This is a genomic window from Streptomyces violens (genome assembly GCF_000717745.1).
Taxonomy (GTDB): Bacteria; Actinomycetota; Actinomycetes; order Streptomycetales; family Streptomycetaceae; genus Streptomyces; species Streptomyces violens.
Map to the genome: position 1 here is coordinate 262,860 of NZ_JOBH01000006.1, position 15,689 is coordinate 278,548.

Sequence of the window (15,689 nt, forward strand, 5' to 3'; positions counted from 1 at the left end):
GGCACACCGCCCACCCCCAGGAGACACCATGACCATCCGCCGCGACCCCTACGAAGGCTTCCCCGGCCACATCGCCCGCACCTTCGCCGCATCCGAGCCCGCCTGGCCCGTACGTCGCACCGCTCCCGCCGGCGCCCCCAACATCGTCGTGGTGCTCGTGGACGACATGGGATACAGCGACATCGGCCCCTTCGGCTCCGAGATTCCCACGCCCACCCTCGATCACCTCGCCGACCAGGGCGTACGGCTCTCCAACTACCACACCATGCCGTTGTGCTCCCCGGCCCGCGCCGCCCTCCTCACCGGCCTCAACCCGCACCGCGTCGGCTACGCCCACGTCGCCAACTCCGACCCCGGCTTCCCCGGCTACGGCATGACGATCGCGGAGGACGTCCCCACCCTCGCGGAACTCCTGCACGACCAGGGCTACGCCACCTACGCCGTCGGCAAGTGGCACCTCGTACGCGACTCGGCCTCCAACGCCGCCGACGACCGCGCCAACTGGCCGCTGCAGAAGGGATTCGACCGCTACTACGGCGTCCTGGAAGGGCTGACCAGCCTCTTCCATCCGCATCAGCTCGTGCGCGACAACAGTCCACTCGACATCGACGAGCTGCCCGAGGACTACTACTACACCGACGACCTCACCGATCAGGCCCTCTCCATGATCAAGGGGCTGCGCGCCCACGACCCCGACAAACCCTTCTTCCTCTACCTCGCCCACAACGCCGTGCACGGCCCCCTCCAGGCCAAGGAGGAGGACATCGCCCGCCACCGCGGCCGCTACGACGAGGGCTGGGACGCACTGCGCGACCAGCGTTTCGCCGCCCAGCTCGCAGCCGGCCTCTTCCCGCCCGGCACCGCCCTGCCCGACCGCAACAGCGAAGCCGGGCTCGACGTACCCGCCTGGGACTCGCTCACGGCGGACCAGCAGCGCCGCTACGCCCGTTACATGGAGGTGTACGCGGCGATGGTCGACAACATCGACCAGAACCTCGGCCGCCTCACCGCCACCCTCGAAGCCCTCGGCGAACTCGACAACACCGTCATCGTCTTCACCTCCGACAACGGCGGTACCGGCGAGGGCGGCGCGGAGGGCACCCGCTCCTACTTCAGCCGCTTCGTGCACCACCCGCGGCTGCCCGGCGACTGGGAACCCGACGTCGACCGCGACCCGGACCTCATCGGCGGCCCGCGCAGCCTCGTGCACTACCCGCGCGGCTGGGGGATGGCCTCCAACACACCCTTCCGCCTGTACAAGGGGCACACCTACGCGGGCGGGGTGCGCGTACCGTTCGTGCTGTCCTGGCCGCGCGGCGTCCGCGAAGGCCGCCTCGCACGGGGGCTGCGCACCCAGTACCAGTACGTCACCGACATCACCCCCACCCTCCTCGAACTCGCCGGGACCCCGCGCCCGGACGAGCGCCGCGGGACGCCCCTGCAGGAGGTGGACGGAGCGAGCTTCGCCCCGGTCCTCGCCGACCCGGCCGCCGGTTCCACCCACCCCGAGCAGTACTGCGAGATGACCGGGAACCGCAGCTACTACCGCGACGGCCACAAACTCGTCACCCTGCACCGCCCCGGCACGCCCTATGACGACGCCGAGTGGGCCCTGTACGACCTTCGCACCGATCCCACCGAGATCCATGACCTGGCGGACCAACGCCCGGAGGTGATCAAGGAGTTGGCGGCCGCGTGGGAGCAGGCCGCCTGGCGCAACGGCGTCTTCCCGCTCCCCGACGGCAGCGGCGCGCTCGCCCACCGCCACCCCGCCGATGAGCGCTACACCCGCGAGCTGCGGTTGCTGCCCGGCACCCCCGAGCTGGAGCGCTACCGCTCCTCCCGGCTGATCGCCTTCCGCTCCTTCGGGATCGCGGTCCGCCTGGAGTCGTACGCCGACGGCGACCAGGGCGTTCTCGTCTCGCACGGTGACCAGGGCGGCGGCTACAGCCTCTACGTCGAGGACGGCCGGCTGCGCTTCGCCTACAACGAGTACGGCCGGCTGCACGAGACGGATGCCGGGCCACTACCGCCCGGCACCCGCGACATCCTGCTCACCGCCACCGCGGAGCAGGGCCTGCGATGGCACTTCACCCTCACCGTGGACGGCGCGGAGCGGCCGGTGCCGGGCAGTGTGCACCAGCTCATCGGCATGGCGCCCTTCCAGGGCATCAGCGTCGGTATCGACCGTAAATCGCCGGTCTCCTGGCCGCTGTACGAACGCCACCGTTCCTTCCGCTACAACGGCCGCCTCCGGTCCGTGACCTACCGTCCCGGCGCGCCCGGGCCGGACGCACCGGAGACAGTGGCGCAAACCCTGCGGGAGGCGGCCGCCGCCTTCGAGTGACCACTCTGGGCCGGGCTCAGGCGGTAGCCAGCCACAGATCCGGGCCGAAGACCTCGTAGTGAATCGCCGCGGCCGGTATGCCGCGCTCCAGGAGCTGGGTGCGGACGGCCCGCATGAAGGGGAGCGGGCCGCACAGGTAGGCCTGGACCCCGTCCGGCAGGGGCACGTCGCCGAGGTCCACCAGGCCGGTGCGGTCGCCCTGTTCCGCGTCCTCGGTGTTCTCGTACCAGAAGTGCACCGCGCTGTCCGGCAGCTTGCCGGCCAGTGCGCGCTGTTCGATGCGCAGGGCGTGGTCGGCGGGGGAGCGGTCGCCGTGTACGACGGTCACGGGGGCGTTGTATTCGGTCTCCGCGAGGTGGTCGAGCATGGCCAGCATCGGAGTGACGCCGATCCCGGCGGACGCGAGGAGCAGCGGCGTCCGGGTGCCCGGCAGTACGAGATCGCCGTAGGGAGCGGACACCTCGATCCGGTCCCCCTCGCGCACGTGGTCGTGGAGGTGGGCCGAGACCTCGCCGTCGCGCTTGACGGTGATGGTGCGGGTCTCCTTGCCGGGGGCGCCGGAGAGGCTGTACTGGCGGATCTGGCGGGCGCCGTCCTGGAGCGGGACGCGCACCGAGACGTACTGGCCGGCGCGTGCGGTCGGCAGCGGGCCGCCGTCGGCCGGGCGGAGGCGGAAGGTGACGACGTCAGCGGTCTCCTGGGTGCGCTCCGCGACCACCCACGGCCGCCAGGTGTCGCCCATCAGCACGCCGTGCTGGGCGTACAGCCGGGTCTCGATGGCGATGAGGCCGTTCGCCAGGAGCCAGTAGACCTCGTCCCACGCGGCGGCGACCTCGTCGGTGACCGCGTCACCCAGCACCTCGGCGATGGCGGCGAAGAGGTGGGTGTGCACGACCTCGTACTGGCCGGGGGTGACGCCGAGGGAGGCGTGCTTGTGCGCGATGCGCTCCAGCATGGCGTCCGGGCGCTGTTCGGGGTGGTCCACGAGGGCGGTGGCGAAGGCGGCGATGGCGCCCGCGAGGGCCTGCCGCTGGGTCCCGGCTGCCTGGTTGCCGCGGTTGAACAGGTCCCGCAGCAGCTCGGGGTGGGCGGTGAAGAGCCGGTCGTAGAACCGCTCGGTGATGTCGCCGATGGCCGCGCCGACGGCGGGCAGGGTGGCGCGGATGGTGGCGGCCGAAGCGGGGGAGAGCATGACTGGGCTCCGAATCTGAATCTTAGATGCGTATTTAAAAGCGGGAGAGGGCTGTTGGTGGCGCGGTGGCGCTGTGGCTCAGGGGCTGGCCTCGGGGCCTCGGCTCAGGGCCTCGACAGTGTGAGGAGTACCGGACCGGTCGGTGAGGCGGTGAGGTCGTCCACGGTCAGCGGGTCCAGCGAGGCGTAGAACGCCTCCTGGGCCTCGCGGAGCGCCTTGCGCAGCCGGCAGGCCCCGGCGAGCGGGCAGGGTGGGTCGCCTTCGCAGTCGACCACATCGCCGACCCCCTCCAGCTCCCGGACCAGCCATCCGACCGACGCCGTCCGCCCCGCGGCGGTGAGCGCGAGCCCGCCGCCCCGTCCCCGGCGGCCTTCGACGACCCCGAGGTGTTGCATTCGCGCGGCGACCTTGGCCAGATGCGAATGCGGCACCTGCATCGCCTGCGCGACATCGCGGGCCGTCGACGCGGCATCGCGTACGGCCAGGAACATCACTGTCCGCAGCGCGAGGTCGGTGGACTTGGTCAGCCGCATGCCGGGAGCCTATTAAATGCGACTTTTGGATGCAAATTTGAGGGGCGGTGGTCGGCCATCATCGGAAGATGCCGGTGTGTCCGAGGGAGTAGCGGCCTGGTTGCGGATAGACGGCGAGGCCGTGCGGGCCGCGGCCCACGGGAATCTTGGCCAGCGTGCGCCCGTTCCGGGTGTCGATGGCGTACACCTCGGCGTCGTAGCGTCCCGAGAGCCACAGCACCTTGCCGTCGGCCGACACCCCGCCCATGTCCGGGCTGCCGCCGCCGCGGAGGTGCCACTTGCCGACGAGCCGGCCGCTGTCGAAGTCCAGCAGGGAGATCGAGCCCTCTTCACGGTTCGAGATGTACATCTTCCGCGAGTCCCGGCTCACATAGAGGCCATGGGCGCCCTCGCCCGTGTGCAGCAGCCTGGGCTCGGTGAACCGGTCGCCGTCGAGCACCCACACGCCGTCGGACATCATGTCCGCCACGTACCAGGTCCTGCCGTCCGGCGAGATCTTCACGTCCTGCGGCATCGAGCCCTTCCGGGGCAGGCGCTGCTTGGCGATGACCGCCATCCGTGCCGTGTCGACCTTGAGGAGTTCACCGGAGAACTCGCAGGAGACGATGAAGTACCGGCCGTCGGGTGAGAAATCCGCGTGATTGACCCCGGCGCAGTCGACGGAGAGGGCCTTGCGGACCTTCAGCGTCCGCGGATCCCGGAAGACCAGCTGGCGATCCTTGGAGGCCATGACCACCGCGTACTTGCCATTCGGCGTGAAGTAGAGGTTGTACGGGTCGTGCGTGTCGACCGTGCGGCCCTTCTTCCCGGTGGCGGGGTCGATGGCGGTCAGGGTGTTGCCGAGGTCGTTGTTGACCCACAGAGTCTTCAGGTCCCAGGAGGGCACCACGTGCTGCGGCTGCCGCCCCACGCGGATCGTCCTTGTCACCTTGTACGTCCTGGGGTCGATCACACTGACGGTGTCCGACTCGGTGTTGGGCACGTACACCCGCGACGGGAAGTCCCTGACCACCGGAGACAGCTTGTTCGGCCGGTCCGCTGCGTACAGGTCGTGGGGGTTCAGCACCGGTGGCATCCCGGGGAGCGCGCGGTCCGCCGCGGTACGTGCCTGGGGAGAGGAGCTGTGGCGGTCGTGACCGTCATGGCCCTCATGCCCGGCCGGTCCGCCGCATCCCGCGGCCGGCAGCACGCCGGCCAGGGCCGCGGCGGCCACAAGACACCGCCGGCCCGTCGGCCGCCTCTTGAAGAACGATGGCATACGGGTATTGAGGCACGGTTGTGCTGCGTGTTCAGCGTTTCACGGCTGTTCGGGTGGTTCTGTTCCGTAGTGGGTGCATGCTCGGCGTATGAGCAACCTCGCAGCACCTGGCACCGTACGGATGTCCACCGCCCAGGGCCGTTGGGTCCTGTTCACCGCCGTCCTCGGCTCGGGCATGGCGATGCTCGACAGTACGGTCGTCAATGTCGCCCTCCCCCGTATCGGCACCGATCTGAACACTCCGCTGGCCGTCCTGCAGTGGACCGTCAACGCCTATCTGCTCACCCTGGCCGCCCTGCTCCTGCTCGGCGGCGCCCTCGGCGACCGCTACGGCCGGCGCAGGATCTTCCTCATCGGCATGGTGTGGTTCGCCGCGGCCTCGCTACTGTGCGCACTGGCACCCAACGCCGCGGTACTCCTCGCCGCCCGGGCCCTCCAGGGCATCGGCGGCGCCCTGCTCACCCCCGGTTCGCTCGCCCTCATCCAGGCCGTCTTCCATCCGGACGACCGGTCCCGGGCGGTCGGCGCGTGGTCCGGGCTGGGCGGTGTCGCCACCGCGGCCGGCCCGTTCCTCGGCGGCTGGCTGGTGGACGGCCCCGGCTGGCGTTGGGTGTTCTTCCTGAACGTGCCGCTGGCGGTGGCTTGTGTACCGATCGCAGCGCGCCACGTGCCCGAAACCCGGGACCCCGCCAAGCACGGCCGCTTCGACGTGCTGGGCGCCGCCCTGGGCGCGCTGGCGCTCGGCGCGGTGACCTACGCCCTGATCGCCGCGCCCGGCCGGGGCGCGGCACCCGACGTGCTGCTCACCGCGGCCGCCGGCGTACTGCTCGCGGTCGCCTTCCTCCGGGTCGAGCGGCACCACCCCGATCCCATGCTGCCGCCGTGGCTCTTCACACTGCGGCAGTTCACCGCGGTCAACGCGGTGACCGTCTGCGTCTACGCGGCCTTCGGCGGCTTCTTCTTCCTCACCGTGCTGTACCTCCAGGTGGCCGCGGGCTATTCGGCGCTCGCCGCCGGAACCGCACTGCTCCCCACCACCGTGCTGATGCTGCTGCTCTCGGCCCGCTCCGGCGAACTGGCCCAGCGCATCGGCCCGCGCATCCCGCTGGTCGTCGGCCCACTGCTGTGCGCCGCGGGGATGCTGCTGATGACACGGGCCGGCACCCATGCCTCGTACCGCGCCGACGTGCTGCCCGCCATGACGGTCCTGGGCTGCGGCATGGCGCTCCTGGTCGCGCCGCTCACCGCCACCGTGCTGGCCTCCGTCGACGTCGCCCGTGCCGGACTGGCCAGCGGCGTCAACAACGCCGCGGCACGCGCGGCCGGTCTGCTCGCCGTGGCGGCCCTGCCTCTGCTGGCCGGCATGGGCCCGGAAACGTACCTCTCGCCCACCGCGTTTACTGCTGCCTACCGGCGGTCCCTCCTCCTCTGCGCGGCAGTGCTGATCGCCGGCGCGGCCCTCGCCTGGTTCACGGTGCGCTCCCGCACCCCGGAGCGCGCCCCGTGCGCCTACCACTGCGGGGTGTCCGCCCCGCCGCTGGACCCCGGCGCGTCCGCGCCGTCCCCGAAGCGGAAGGGCGGCGATTGATTCGGCCGTTTCCGGAATTCGCCCTCCTGTTTATGCGCATTTCGTGAGCGCTGGCGGGAAGGCGCACAACCCTTTCCGGAGATCGCTGGTCTCCTTGGGTAATCGGAGAATTTCGCCGAATGGGATCATCTTGTTCCGCGGCGGAAATTCCTGTGCCCATGTGTGAATCCAAGGAGACATTCTGTCGTGAGAAATTCCAAGCGTGCCCTCATCGGGCTGACCTGCGTGTTCGCGCTCGTGCCGGCCGGTTCCGCGATGGCGGGGAGCGGCCCGGCGCCCGCCCCGTCGGAACGGGCCGTGGCCAAGTCCACCGCCCCCTCGGCCGCCGGAAATCCGCTCAGTACGCGGGCACGGGCGGCCGGTGTGTGCACCGACGCCTATGCGATCGGAGAAACGGGATACCTCGTCCGGCAAGGTGTGAAGATCGCCTCGGTGAAGCAGTTCTACTCCCCGAAGTGCCAGCAGAACTACGGTTATCTGTGGGTCTGGGATTCCTTCCGGGAAACGGCCGGTGACTACGATGCCAGTACAGCCGTCTACAGCTACTCACAGGACGAGATTCTCGGCACCCGCGCCTGGACGAACACCAACGCTCAGGAATTCTGGTCGGACGGCACCGCCACCGTGAAGGAGTGCACGGCGGCCGTCGGCTCGCTGCGCAAGGCCGGGGACCCCGTTTCCGTCCAAGCGGCGAGCTCGAAGCGCTGCTGACCCGCGTCCGCCGGCCGCCGGAGCGGCAGCCGCTCCGGCGGCCGGCGGCCCCTGAGTCCTCAGCTCGCGTCCCAGAGGTCGCACAGATGGTCGGTGTGGAGGGTGGTGGTCACCGCATTGCCGCCCGCCGACGCGGTGCGCAGGGAGAGGGCGCGTCCCGGCTCGGTGCGTTGGTCGGGAAGGTCCGGCAGGCCGGTGACATGCGGGTTCCCGGTACGGATGAAGGCCGTCCAGTAGGCGGTCATCTGCCCTGCCAGTACCCGCTGTTCCGCATTGAGCGGAGCATCGTGCCCGAAGTGCCGGAACAGGTACTGCACTTCGTTGACATGGGTCGCGCCGAAGGGGAAGTCGGTGTCGAGGTTGCGCAGCGACTCGAAGGGCGGTGAGGTCCGGTCGGCGAACTCGTACGCGTACACCGGGGTGCGCGCGCCGAGGCGGCTGTTCAGACGCAGCGCCGGACAGGCCATTAGCTGGTCGCCGACGGTGGCGGCGTAGGCGAGCGTCGGCGTCGGGTAGTCGGCGAGCGGGTAGCGGGCGAGGGCCTTTTCGCCGGTTTCAGGGCCGTACGCAGTCCGCAGAGCTCCCGGGTACTGCTCGGCGGTGAGCGGTGTGCCCTGGGCGTCGTAGCTGCCGAAGGCGAAGAGGGTGCCTTCGTCACGGTTGGCGCCGTTGATCACCGGTACTTTCGCGTAGTCGCCGCTCGCGAAGGCGGTGGCGGGCTGTTCCGGCAGGAAGGAACCGCCTGCCACCGGCCCCCAGTCGTGTCCCTGCTGAGCGGCGAGAATGTCCTTCGCGGGCGTGCGGCGCAGGCAGGCCGTGGCCGTCGCGGGGTCCTTGCAGCCGACGGAAGCGGCGAAGGACGTGCCATCGGCGTCGGCGGCACGGCGTGTCCGCGCGCCGCAGTCGCCGTAAGCGCCGCTCTGGATGATCGCGCGGTGGAACAGGCCGCGTGCGGGGGGCGAGGCGAGGTGGGTGCAGACGGAGCGGCCGCCGGCCGATTCGCCCGCGATGGTCACCTGGTCCGGGTCGCCGCCGAACCGCGCGATGTTGGCCCGCACCCAACGCAGGGCCGCCTGCTGGTCCTGCATGCCGAAGTTGCCGGAGGTGCGGTCCCCGGCCTCCTCGTCCAGGCCCGGCGTGGCGAGGAAACCCATCGCTCCCAGGCGGTAGTTGAGGGTGACGGCGACGATCGAGCCCTTCGCGGCGAAGGAGTCGGGGACGACGTCGGCCCCCGCGCCACCGGTGAGTCCACCGCCGTGCAGCCACACCATGACCGGCAGCTTCCGGCCGGAACGGGCGGCGGCGGGGGAGTACACGTTGAGGTTGAGACAGTCCTCGGTGTGGGTCGGCTTTTCATAGCCGGGGTCCCAGCCGGCGGCCTGGACGCAACGGTGGCCGAAGGCGGTGGCGTCCCGTACTCCGGACCAGGGAGCCACGGGCTTCGGGGCCCGCCAGCGCAACGCACCGACGGGCGGCGCGGCATACGGAATCCCGAGGAACTGGCGCCCGGCCTCGGTGGCTTCACCGCGCACCCAGCCTTGCTGGGTGCGCACGGTGGTATCGGTGTCCGGTGCCGGCGTTGTGGCGGCGCCTGCCTGCGGCGCGGTGAGAGCAAGCAGCGCGCCCGCCAGCAGGGCGGTACACGCGCGGCGCAAACGAGTGGTGACCATGGGCGGCCCTTTCAGCGTGCATCGACGCGGATACAACTACTGAACGCACTAAGCGCATTGACGCGTCGAAAGCTATGGCCGTGACCCAAGTCGGTCAATAAGTTGAACACGAAAACTTTGGGGCCGAATGACTGGTCCGGCCTTCGCGGTAGCCTGCCGGGAGGCGCCGGCAGGCCGCCGCCGGGCCGCTTCGGCGTCCCGGCGGCATCAGCCACGATCAGCGGCGTCGGCGCCGTGCCAGGCGGTGGAATGCCTTCGGGCCGCCGGTCGGCGCGGGCAGTGCGTCCGCCACCGCGTCGGCCAGCAGCGTGCCGACCGTCTCGGCCGCGCACGTACGGTTCGCGCCGATGCCTCCCGAGGGTCCGCGTTTGATCCAGCCCACGACGTACGTCCCGGGCCTGCCGGTCACCCGGCCGCCCTCGTGCGGCACGGTCCCGGTGTCCTCGTCGAACGGCAACCCCGCCAGGGGCACTCCGCGGTAGCCGATCGCCCGCAGCGCCATGCCGGCCGGGATCTCCAGCTCCCCGGCACCACCGGTGACACGCACCGAGCGGATGTCTTCGTCCCCGCACACTTCCACGGGCGCGGAGTGGAAACGGAACACAATGCGACGCCGCTGTCCTGCCGCCCCCGGGGGCACGGACCAGTCGACGGCCTCGCGCGCCACGCCCCGCAGTATCCCCGCCTTCTCCGTCGGGCTCGGCCCGGCGGCGTCGATCGTCGCGCCGATCCGCGGATCGTGGTCGTCCACGAGCAGGTCCACCTCGGGGAGGTGCTTCAGGGCGAGCAGCTCGGACCTGGTGTACGCCGCGTGTTCCGGACCGCGGCGTCCCAGCAGGACCACCTCGCGCACCTTGCTGCGGCGCAGCGCCTCCAGCGCGTGGCGGGCGATCTCCGTGTCGGCCAGTGTCTCCGGGTCGGAGACCAGGATGCGGGCGACATCGAGGGCGACATTGCCGTTGCCGACCACGACCACACGCTCGGCCGAGAGGTCGACGGCGTCCGGTGCGACCTCCGGATGCGCGTTGTACCAGGCCACGAAGGTCGTTGCGGAGATGCTGCCCGTCCGGTCCTCGCCGGGTATGCCGAGCCGCCGGTCCGTGGCGGCGCCCACGGCGTAGATCACCGCGTCGTGGTGTGCGGCGAGTTCCTCGGCCGTGACGTTTGCGCCCACCTCGAGGCCGAGGTGCATGCGCACGCGCGGATGAGTGTAGAAACGGGCGAAGGCGTCGCCCATCTTCTTGGTTGCCGGGTGGTCCGGCGCCACTCCGTACCGGACGAGTCCGCCGGCGACCGGCAGCCGGTCGACGAGCGTCACCTCGCTCCGGGTGTGCAGCAGCAGGTCCTCGGCGGCGTACATGCCGGCCGGCCCCGTGCCGACGATCGCCACCCGCAGCGGCCGGAAGTCCGGGGGCAGGATGCGTTCGAAGGTGGGCTTGCCCCAAGCGTGGAAGTTGGGGCCGAGGTCGCCTGCCTCCGGCGCCGCCGGAGCCCCCGCCTCCGACTGCTCGAAGTAGGCCGCGTTGATGTCGGCGTACTCCCGCTGTCCGCCGGTCAGGCTGTCGACCGGGATGATGGCGTCCACCGGGCAGGCGTCGGCGCAGGCGCCGCAGTCGATGCACGCCTTCGGGTCGACGTACAGCATCTCCGTACTGCCGAAGGCCCGCTCGTCGGGCGTGGGATGAATGCAGTTGACCGGGCAGACAGCCACGCAGGTGGCGTCGGTGCAACAGGTCTGGGTGATCGCGAAGGCCATGTCGTCCGCTCGGCTGAAGGTCTGTCAGGGTTCGGTCGTCGGGTTCGGTCGTCAGATCAGGTTGGCGCGCTTGTAGAAGTACAGCGCGGGCTTGGTGAGCAGCCCCACCGAGGTCAGGAACTCCATCAGACCCGAACAGCTCGAGCGCATCATCGACTTGTGGTGCTCGTTGGCCTTCGCCTCGCGGAGGGCGCGCTCCTCGTCCAGCCCGGCGTTCGCGTAGACCTTCCGGTTCACCATGCTGGTGACGATGACGTAGGACGCCACGGCTATCAGGAGGGAGTGGATCTGGCGGCGCACGCGTCCGGCGCGCGCGAGGCGCTTGCGCGTCTCGTCGCGGGCGAACTTCATGTGCCGCGATTCCTCGACGACATGGATGTTGTTGATGGTGCGGACGAACGGCACGACGCGCTCGTCGCGCATCCAGTCGCGCTGCATGACGTCGAGGACCTCCTCGGCGACCAGGATCGCCGCGTACGCGGCCTCGCCGAACGCAACGGTCTTGAAGACCCGGCCGAGTTCGACCGCGGCCCGGTGCGGGCGGTAGGCCGGGGCCCGCAGCTTCTTCGCACCGCGCGCGAACATGATCGAGTGGCGGCACTCGTCGGCGATCTCGGTGAGCGCCCACTGGAAGGTGTCGTCCGTGGGGTCCTTGGCGTAGATGTCCCGCAGCACCATCTGCTGCAGGATCATCTCGAACCAGATGCCGGTACTGGCCACCGACGCGGCCTCCTGCCGCGTCAGCGCCTTGCGCTGCGCGTCGGTCAGCTCGTTCCAGTACGCCGTCCCGTAAAGGGTGCTCCACTCCGGGCTGGCGCCGTGGAAACCCTCGTCGAGCGGGGTCTCCCAGTCGACCTCGGTGAGCGGGTCGTACGAGAGCTGCGCGGACGAATCGAGCAGCCGCCGCGCGATGCCGTCCTCGGTGGTCTCGGGGGTGCGGTTCTGGGTCTCCGGCCGCGGGATGCTGATGGCCATGCGGGGGCTCCTCGAGTGAGTCCGGGAAGTGCCTCATCCATTGCTGCTATTACCGGCGGTAACGGCGCCAGCTTGTTGACGGACTTTATAGCAAGAGCAGCCACGTGCCTACCCCTCGGTAATGGTGGAGGCGGCGGTGTCCGCGGAATCGCTGGTCAGGGCTGTGCGGCCGTCCGTACGGGGCCGATGGCTGTCGGGCCCGTACGGACGGTGGCACCATGCCGCTGTCCGGCGTACGTACGTCTCGAACTCTCCGGTGCGGTCTCGGGCGGTGCCGTGATCGGCGACTACGCCGAGCAGTCGCCGTTCGACTCCTGCAGTCCCTTACCGGCTCCCGCGGTCCGGCTCACGATGTCCGGCACGCAGGCGGCCTCGTCGAGGCTGTAGGAGTAGGGGATGCTGACCGAGGTGTTGGACTGCGGGTTCGGGCCGGCGGGGCGGTAGTCCTCGCCGGGGCCGGACCAGGTGACGTTGTCGAAGGTGTTGCCGCTGACCTGCCAGTAACCGGCAGCGTCGGTGTAGAAGGTGCCCAGGACGTCCTTGGAGTCCTCGAAGTAGTTGTTGTCCACCTTGGCGCGCGCTCCCGCCCGGGAGTTGATGCCGGACTCGTTGAGGCTCACGTAGTGGTTGTTGTACATGTGGGCCGTGCCACCCCGTAGCAGGGGAGCCCGTGAGTCGATGTTCTCGTACAGATTGTGGTGGAAGGTGACGTGGCCGTTGGAGACGTCGCTCTCGCTGGACCCGATGAGACCACCACGGCCGGAGTTGCGCAGGATGCTGTAGGAGAGGGTCACGTACTGGGTGTTGTCCTTCATGTCGAAGAGGCCGTCGTACCCCTCCGACTCGCCGCCCGATGCTTCCAGCGTGGTGTGATCGACCCAGACGTTGCGGACGTCGCTCTCCATGCCGATGGCGTCCCCGCCGTTGGAGGTGGGGGAGCCCGATTTCTTGACGTTCTTGACCGTCACGTTCTGGATGATGATGTTGCTGGATTCCCGGATGTGGATGCCCAGTTGGTCGAAGACGGCTCCGCTGCCGACTCCGACGATCGTGACGTTGCTGATCTGCTTGAGCTCGATCACGCCGGCGGCGGTGTTGCAGCTGTCGCCCGACACCTTGGTGGTGTTGCCGTGATTGATGGTGCCCTCGACCTCGATGGTGATCGGGGTGCTGCTGCTGGCCCGGTTGCACAGGGCCGTGTGGATCGCGGTCCCTGTGGTGGCCCGTACCGTCTGCCCGCCCGCGCCGCCGGTGGTCCCGCCGTTCTGGGTCGCGTAGCCGGTGGCGCTACCGGCCGCTGCCGACGCCTCCGGTACCGACAGCACCACACCGGCCCCGGCCGCAAGGGCCACCATGGCCGTCGCCGCACGGAGTCGCACTGTGACTGGTCTCATGCTCGTTTCCCCATTCGTCTTCGAACGCTGGGTGCTACTGCATGCTGTAGTTGCCGCAGCGGGCGTCGAGGTTGCCTGGGAAGGTTGCCGGTTCCAGCGATGACGGAGTTCCCGGAAGTCGCCTCACGGGAGCCGCATCTCCGGCTCGGATCTCCGGAGCAGCTGGTCCACCTCGGCCAGCGCCGAAGCGACCGCCTCGCCCAGCGGGAGCCGGGTGCCGTACTCCACGGCCGCTGCGTACTGATCGTCACCCAGGGCCTTACGGGCGAGGGCAACGGCCGCTTCGTGCGGGGCGTTGAAGTACGCGGAGCCAAAAAGCGGCAGCCCGACCTTCCGCCAGATACGCCGGGCCGCGCCGTGCAGCAGAGCGGCCGGGAAGCTGTGCCCGCTGGAGGCGCGGAACAGGGAGATGAGTTCGATGGGCAGGACCACGCCGACCAGGTCGCGGAACTCGTAATTGATGACCAGGCACTCCTGTGCCAGCTTCGCGGCCTCGTCATACCGTCCTGCGGTCCAGGCCGCGTAGGAAAGGACGTAGAGGGCGTATGCCTTGGCCCAGCGCTCGCCGTGCGACTCGCAGAGGGAGCGGGCCTCCGCGCAGAGGCCGACGGCGGTCTCCAGGTCACCCTGGAAGGCGAGGGCCATGGCCAGTTCGACCTGAGCCATCATCACATTGCTGTTCAGCTCGTCGAGTTCGGCGTAGCAGCTGAGTGAGGACTCGAAAAGCGCCTGCGCCGTGCGGTGTTCATCCCGAATCAGTGCGGCACAGCCGAGCCGGTGGGTGGCGTACGCGTACGCGGCGTCGTGGCCGGTCCGCAGCGCCTGCGAACGGCACTCGGTGAGCATGGCCGTGGCCGCCTCCGAGTCGCCCTGGAGGATGGCCACATAGCCGCCCACCCAGAGCACCTTGAGCCGCTCGTGGGTGGGATCGGGCCCGAGGGCGCGGGCACGGTCGAGCCAGTAGCGGCCGTCGCCGAGCAGCCCGCAGCCTACCCAGTAGAACCAGAGTGTCCCGGCGAGCCGCAGCCCGGCCTGCTCCTGGCCCGGAGTGGACAGCGCGAAGTCGAGGGCGGCGAAGAGCTGTGCGTGCTCGCGCCGGGTGGCGCGGAAGACGGCGGCCTGACCCGGGCCGAACCAGTCGCGTTCACCCCGCTCGGCGAACGCCTGACACCAGTCGAGGTGGCGGGCGCGCCGGGGCAGCTCCTCGCCGAGGAGCCGCAGCCACTCGGCGCCGTACGCACGTACGGTGTCGAGCTGACGGAACCGCTCGCCGTCCGGTCCTCTCTCCCGGACCAGGAGCGATTTCTCGGCGAGCCCGGTGAGCAGCTCGCCGATCTCCGCCCTCTCCAGGATGTCGTCACTGCATACGTGCTCGACGGCCGCGCGGGAGAAGTCGCCGACGAATACGGAGAGCCGGGCCCACAGCAGCCGTTCGTGCGGCCGGCACAGCTCATGGCTCCAGCCGATCGCCGTGCGCAGCGTGTCGTGGCGGAAGGCGATGTGGAGCGGCCCGCCCGGATCGCCGGCGGCCTTCTCGGTGATGGCCTCCTCGTCGACGAGGAGCTGGAAGCGGTCGTCCAAGCGGTCGAGGAGGTCCTCGAGGGTCTCGGTCCGCAGCCGCCCGGCCGCCAGTTCGATAGCGAGCGGAATGCCGTCGAGCCGCGTGCAGATCCGCTCCACGGTCGCCCTGTTGCGGCCGGCCAGTGTGAAGCCGGGACGAGCGGCGAGGGCGCGCTGTGCGAACAGGGCGACCGCGTCTTTCGTGACGGGCAACGGTTCCAGGAGGAGGGCATGTTCGCCGGGGATGCCGAGGGGCTGCCGGCTGGTGACGAGAAGGTGCAGCCCGGGGGCGGCGCGCAGCAGCAGGTCCGCGAGGTCCGCACAGGCATCTACGAGGTGTTCGCAGGTGTCGAGGATGAGCAGCAGATGCTTGGTACTGAGGTGATCGGCCAGCGCCTCCTCCACGGACCGGGTCGTGTGGTCGGTGGGGCACAGCACCCTGGCGACCGCGTGCATCAGCAACTCACTGTCCTGGAGACCGGAGAGTTCGACGAACCAGGCTCCATCGCGGAAATTGCCCGCGCTCTCGGCGGCGGCGCGCAGCGCGGTGCGGGTCTTCCCGACACCGCCGATCCCGGTCAGTGTCACCAACCGGGAATGCTGCCACGCCTGCCGCAGGGCGGCGAGTTCACGGCTACGGCCGATGAAGCCGGGCTTTTCCGTAGGCAGAACGCCAGCCACAGCCGCCTCACCTCAGCGATATGG

10 protein-coding genes and 1 pseudogene are annotated in these 15,689 nt (G+C 70.1%); 3 read left to right on the forward strand and 8 right to left on the reverse strand.

What is annotated here, in order from left to right; genetic code table 11:
• The first annotated feature begins 28 nt into the window (after positions 1 to 28).
• Entirely contained in the window at positions 29 to 2,347 is a 2,319-nt protein-coding gene (locus tag IF04_RS0113630) for an arylsulfatase (protein WP_030255574.1), read from the forward strand.
• A 16-nt stretch (positions 2,348 to 2,363) separates the two neighbouring features.
• Here IF04_RS0113630 and IF04_RS0113635 read toward each other — a convergent pair whose 3' ends face one another.
• The 3 genes from IF04_RS0113635 to IF04_RS0113645 all read right to left on the reverse strand — a co-directional run bounded on the left by IF04_RS0113635 (position 2,364) and on the right by IF04_RS0113645 (position 5,330).
• On the reverse strand, positions 2,364 to 3,539 hold the full coding sequence (locus IF04_RS0113635; RefSeq protein WP_030255579.1) for a globin domain-containing protein: 1,176 nt from the start codon (positions 3,537 to 3,539) through the stop codon (positions 2,364 to 2,366).
• Positions 3,540 to 3,643: 104 nt separating this feature from the next.
• Positions 3,644 to 4,072: an RrF2 family transcriptional regulator gene (locus tag IF04_RS0113640; RefSeq protein ID WP_030255583.1), complete on the reverse strand. Its 429-nt coding sequence runs from the start codon at positions 4,070 to 4,072 to the stop codon at positions 3,644 to 3,646.
• Between the two features lie 58 nt (positions 4,073 to 4,130).
• The gene (locus tag IF04_RS0113645; protein ID WP_051831214.1) at positions 4,131 to 5,330 is read right to left on the reverse strand and encodes a YncE family protein; all 1,200 of its coding nucleotides are present in this window, start codon (positions 5,328 to 5,330) and stop codon (positions 4,131 to 4,133) included.
• 88 nt (positions 5,331 to 5,418) lie between these two features.
• On the opposite strand from IF04_RS0113645, the gene IF04_RS0113650 reads away from it, so the two are divergent.
• Together IF04_RS0113650 and IF04_RS0113655 are read left to right on the forward strand one after the other, a co-directional pair.
• On the forward strand, positions 5,419 to 6,918 hold the full coding sequence (locus tag IF04_RS0113650; RefSeq protein WP_030255590.1) for an MFS transporter: 1,500 nt from the start codon (positions 5,419 to 5,421) through the stop codon (positions 6,916 to 6,918).
• A gap of 186 nt (positions 6,919 to 7,104) precedes the next feature.
• Positions 7,105 to 7,629: a hypothetical protein gene (locus IF04_RS0113655; RefSeq protein WP_030255593.1), complete on the forward strand. Its 525-nt coding sequence runs from the start codon at positions 7,105 to 7,107 to the stop codon at positions 7,627 to 7,629.
• A 59-nt stretch (positions 7,630 to 7,688) separates the two neighbouring features.
• Here IF04_RS0113655 and IF04_RS0113660 read toward each other — a convergent pair whose 3' ends face one another.
• From IF04_RS0113660 to IF04_RS0113680, 5 genes and pseudogenes are all read right to left on the reverse strand, one after another.
• Positions 7,689 to 9,299 (reverse strand): carboxylesterase/lipase family protein, encoded by a 1,611-nt coding sequence (locus tag IF04_RS0113660; RefSeq protein WP_051831215.1) that lies wholly within the window; start codon positions 9,297 to 9,299, stop codon positions 7,689 to 7,691.
• A gap of 217 nt (positions 9,300 to 9,516) precedes the next feature.
• A complete protein-coding gene (locus IF04_RS0113665) occupies positions 9,517 to 11,055 on the reverse strand; it encodes an FAD-dependent oxidoreductase (RefSeq protein ID WP_030255597.1) in 1,539 nt (512 codons plus the stop codon).
• Between the two features lie 51 nt (positions 11,056 to 11,106).
• A complete protein-coding gene (locus tag IF04_RS0113670) occupies positions 11,107 to 12,030 on the reverse strand; it encodes an AurF N-oxygenase family protein (RefSeq protein ID WP_030255599.1) in 924 nt (307 codons plus the stop codon).
• 293 nt (positions 12,031 to 12,323) lie between these two features.
• A pseudogene (locus tag IF04_RS0113675) lies at positions 12,324 to 13,424 on the reverse strand (pectate lyase family protein); the annotation flags it as partial.
• 123 nt (positions 13,425 to 13,547) lie between these two features.
• Positions 13,548 to 15,665 (reverse strand): ATP-binding protein, encoded by a 2,118-nt coding sequence (locus IF04_RS0113680; protein WP_051831216.1) that lies wholly within the window; start codon positions 15,663 to 15,665, stop codon positions 13,548 to 13,550.
• Positions 15,666 to 15,689 lie beyond the last annotated feature (24 nt).

Excerpts from the sequence above, each read along its gene's own strand:
- IF04_RS0113630 (WP_030255574.1), top strand. The coding sequence starts at position 29 with ATGACCATCCGCCGCGACCCCTACGAAGGCTTCCCCGGCCACATCGCC.
- IF04_RS0113635 (WP_030255579.1), bottom strand. The coding sequence starts at position 3,539 with ATGCTCTCCCCCGCTTCGGCCGCCACCATCCGCGCCACCCTGCCCGCC.
- IF04_RS0113640 (WP_030255583.1), bottom strand. The coding sequence starts at position 4,072 with ATGCGGCTGACCAAGTCCACCGACCTCGCGCTGCGGACAGTGATGTTC.
- IF04_RS0113645 (WP_051831214.1), bottom strand. The coding sequence starts at position 5,330 with ATGCCATCGTTCTTCAAGAGGCGGCCGACGGGCCGGCGGTGTCTTGTG.
- IF04_RS0113650 (WP_030255590.1), top strand. The coding sequence starts at position 5,419 with ATGAGCAACCTCGCAGCACCTGGCACCGTACGGATGTCCACCGCCCAG.
- IF04_RS0113660 (WP_051831215.1), bottom strand. The coding sequence starts at position 9,299 with ATGGTCACCACTCGTTTGCGCCGCGCGTGTACCGCCCTGCTGGCGGGC.
- IF04_RS0113665 (WP_030255597.1), bottom strand. The coding sequence starts at position 11,055 with ATGGCCTTCGCGATCACCCAGACCTGTTGCACCGACGCCACCTGCGTG.
- IF04_RS0113670 (WP_030255599.1), bottom strand. The coding sequence starts at position 12,030 with ATGGCCATCAGCATCCCGCGGCCGGAGACCCAGAACCGCACCCCCGAG.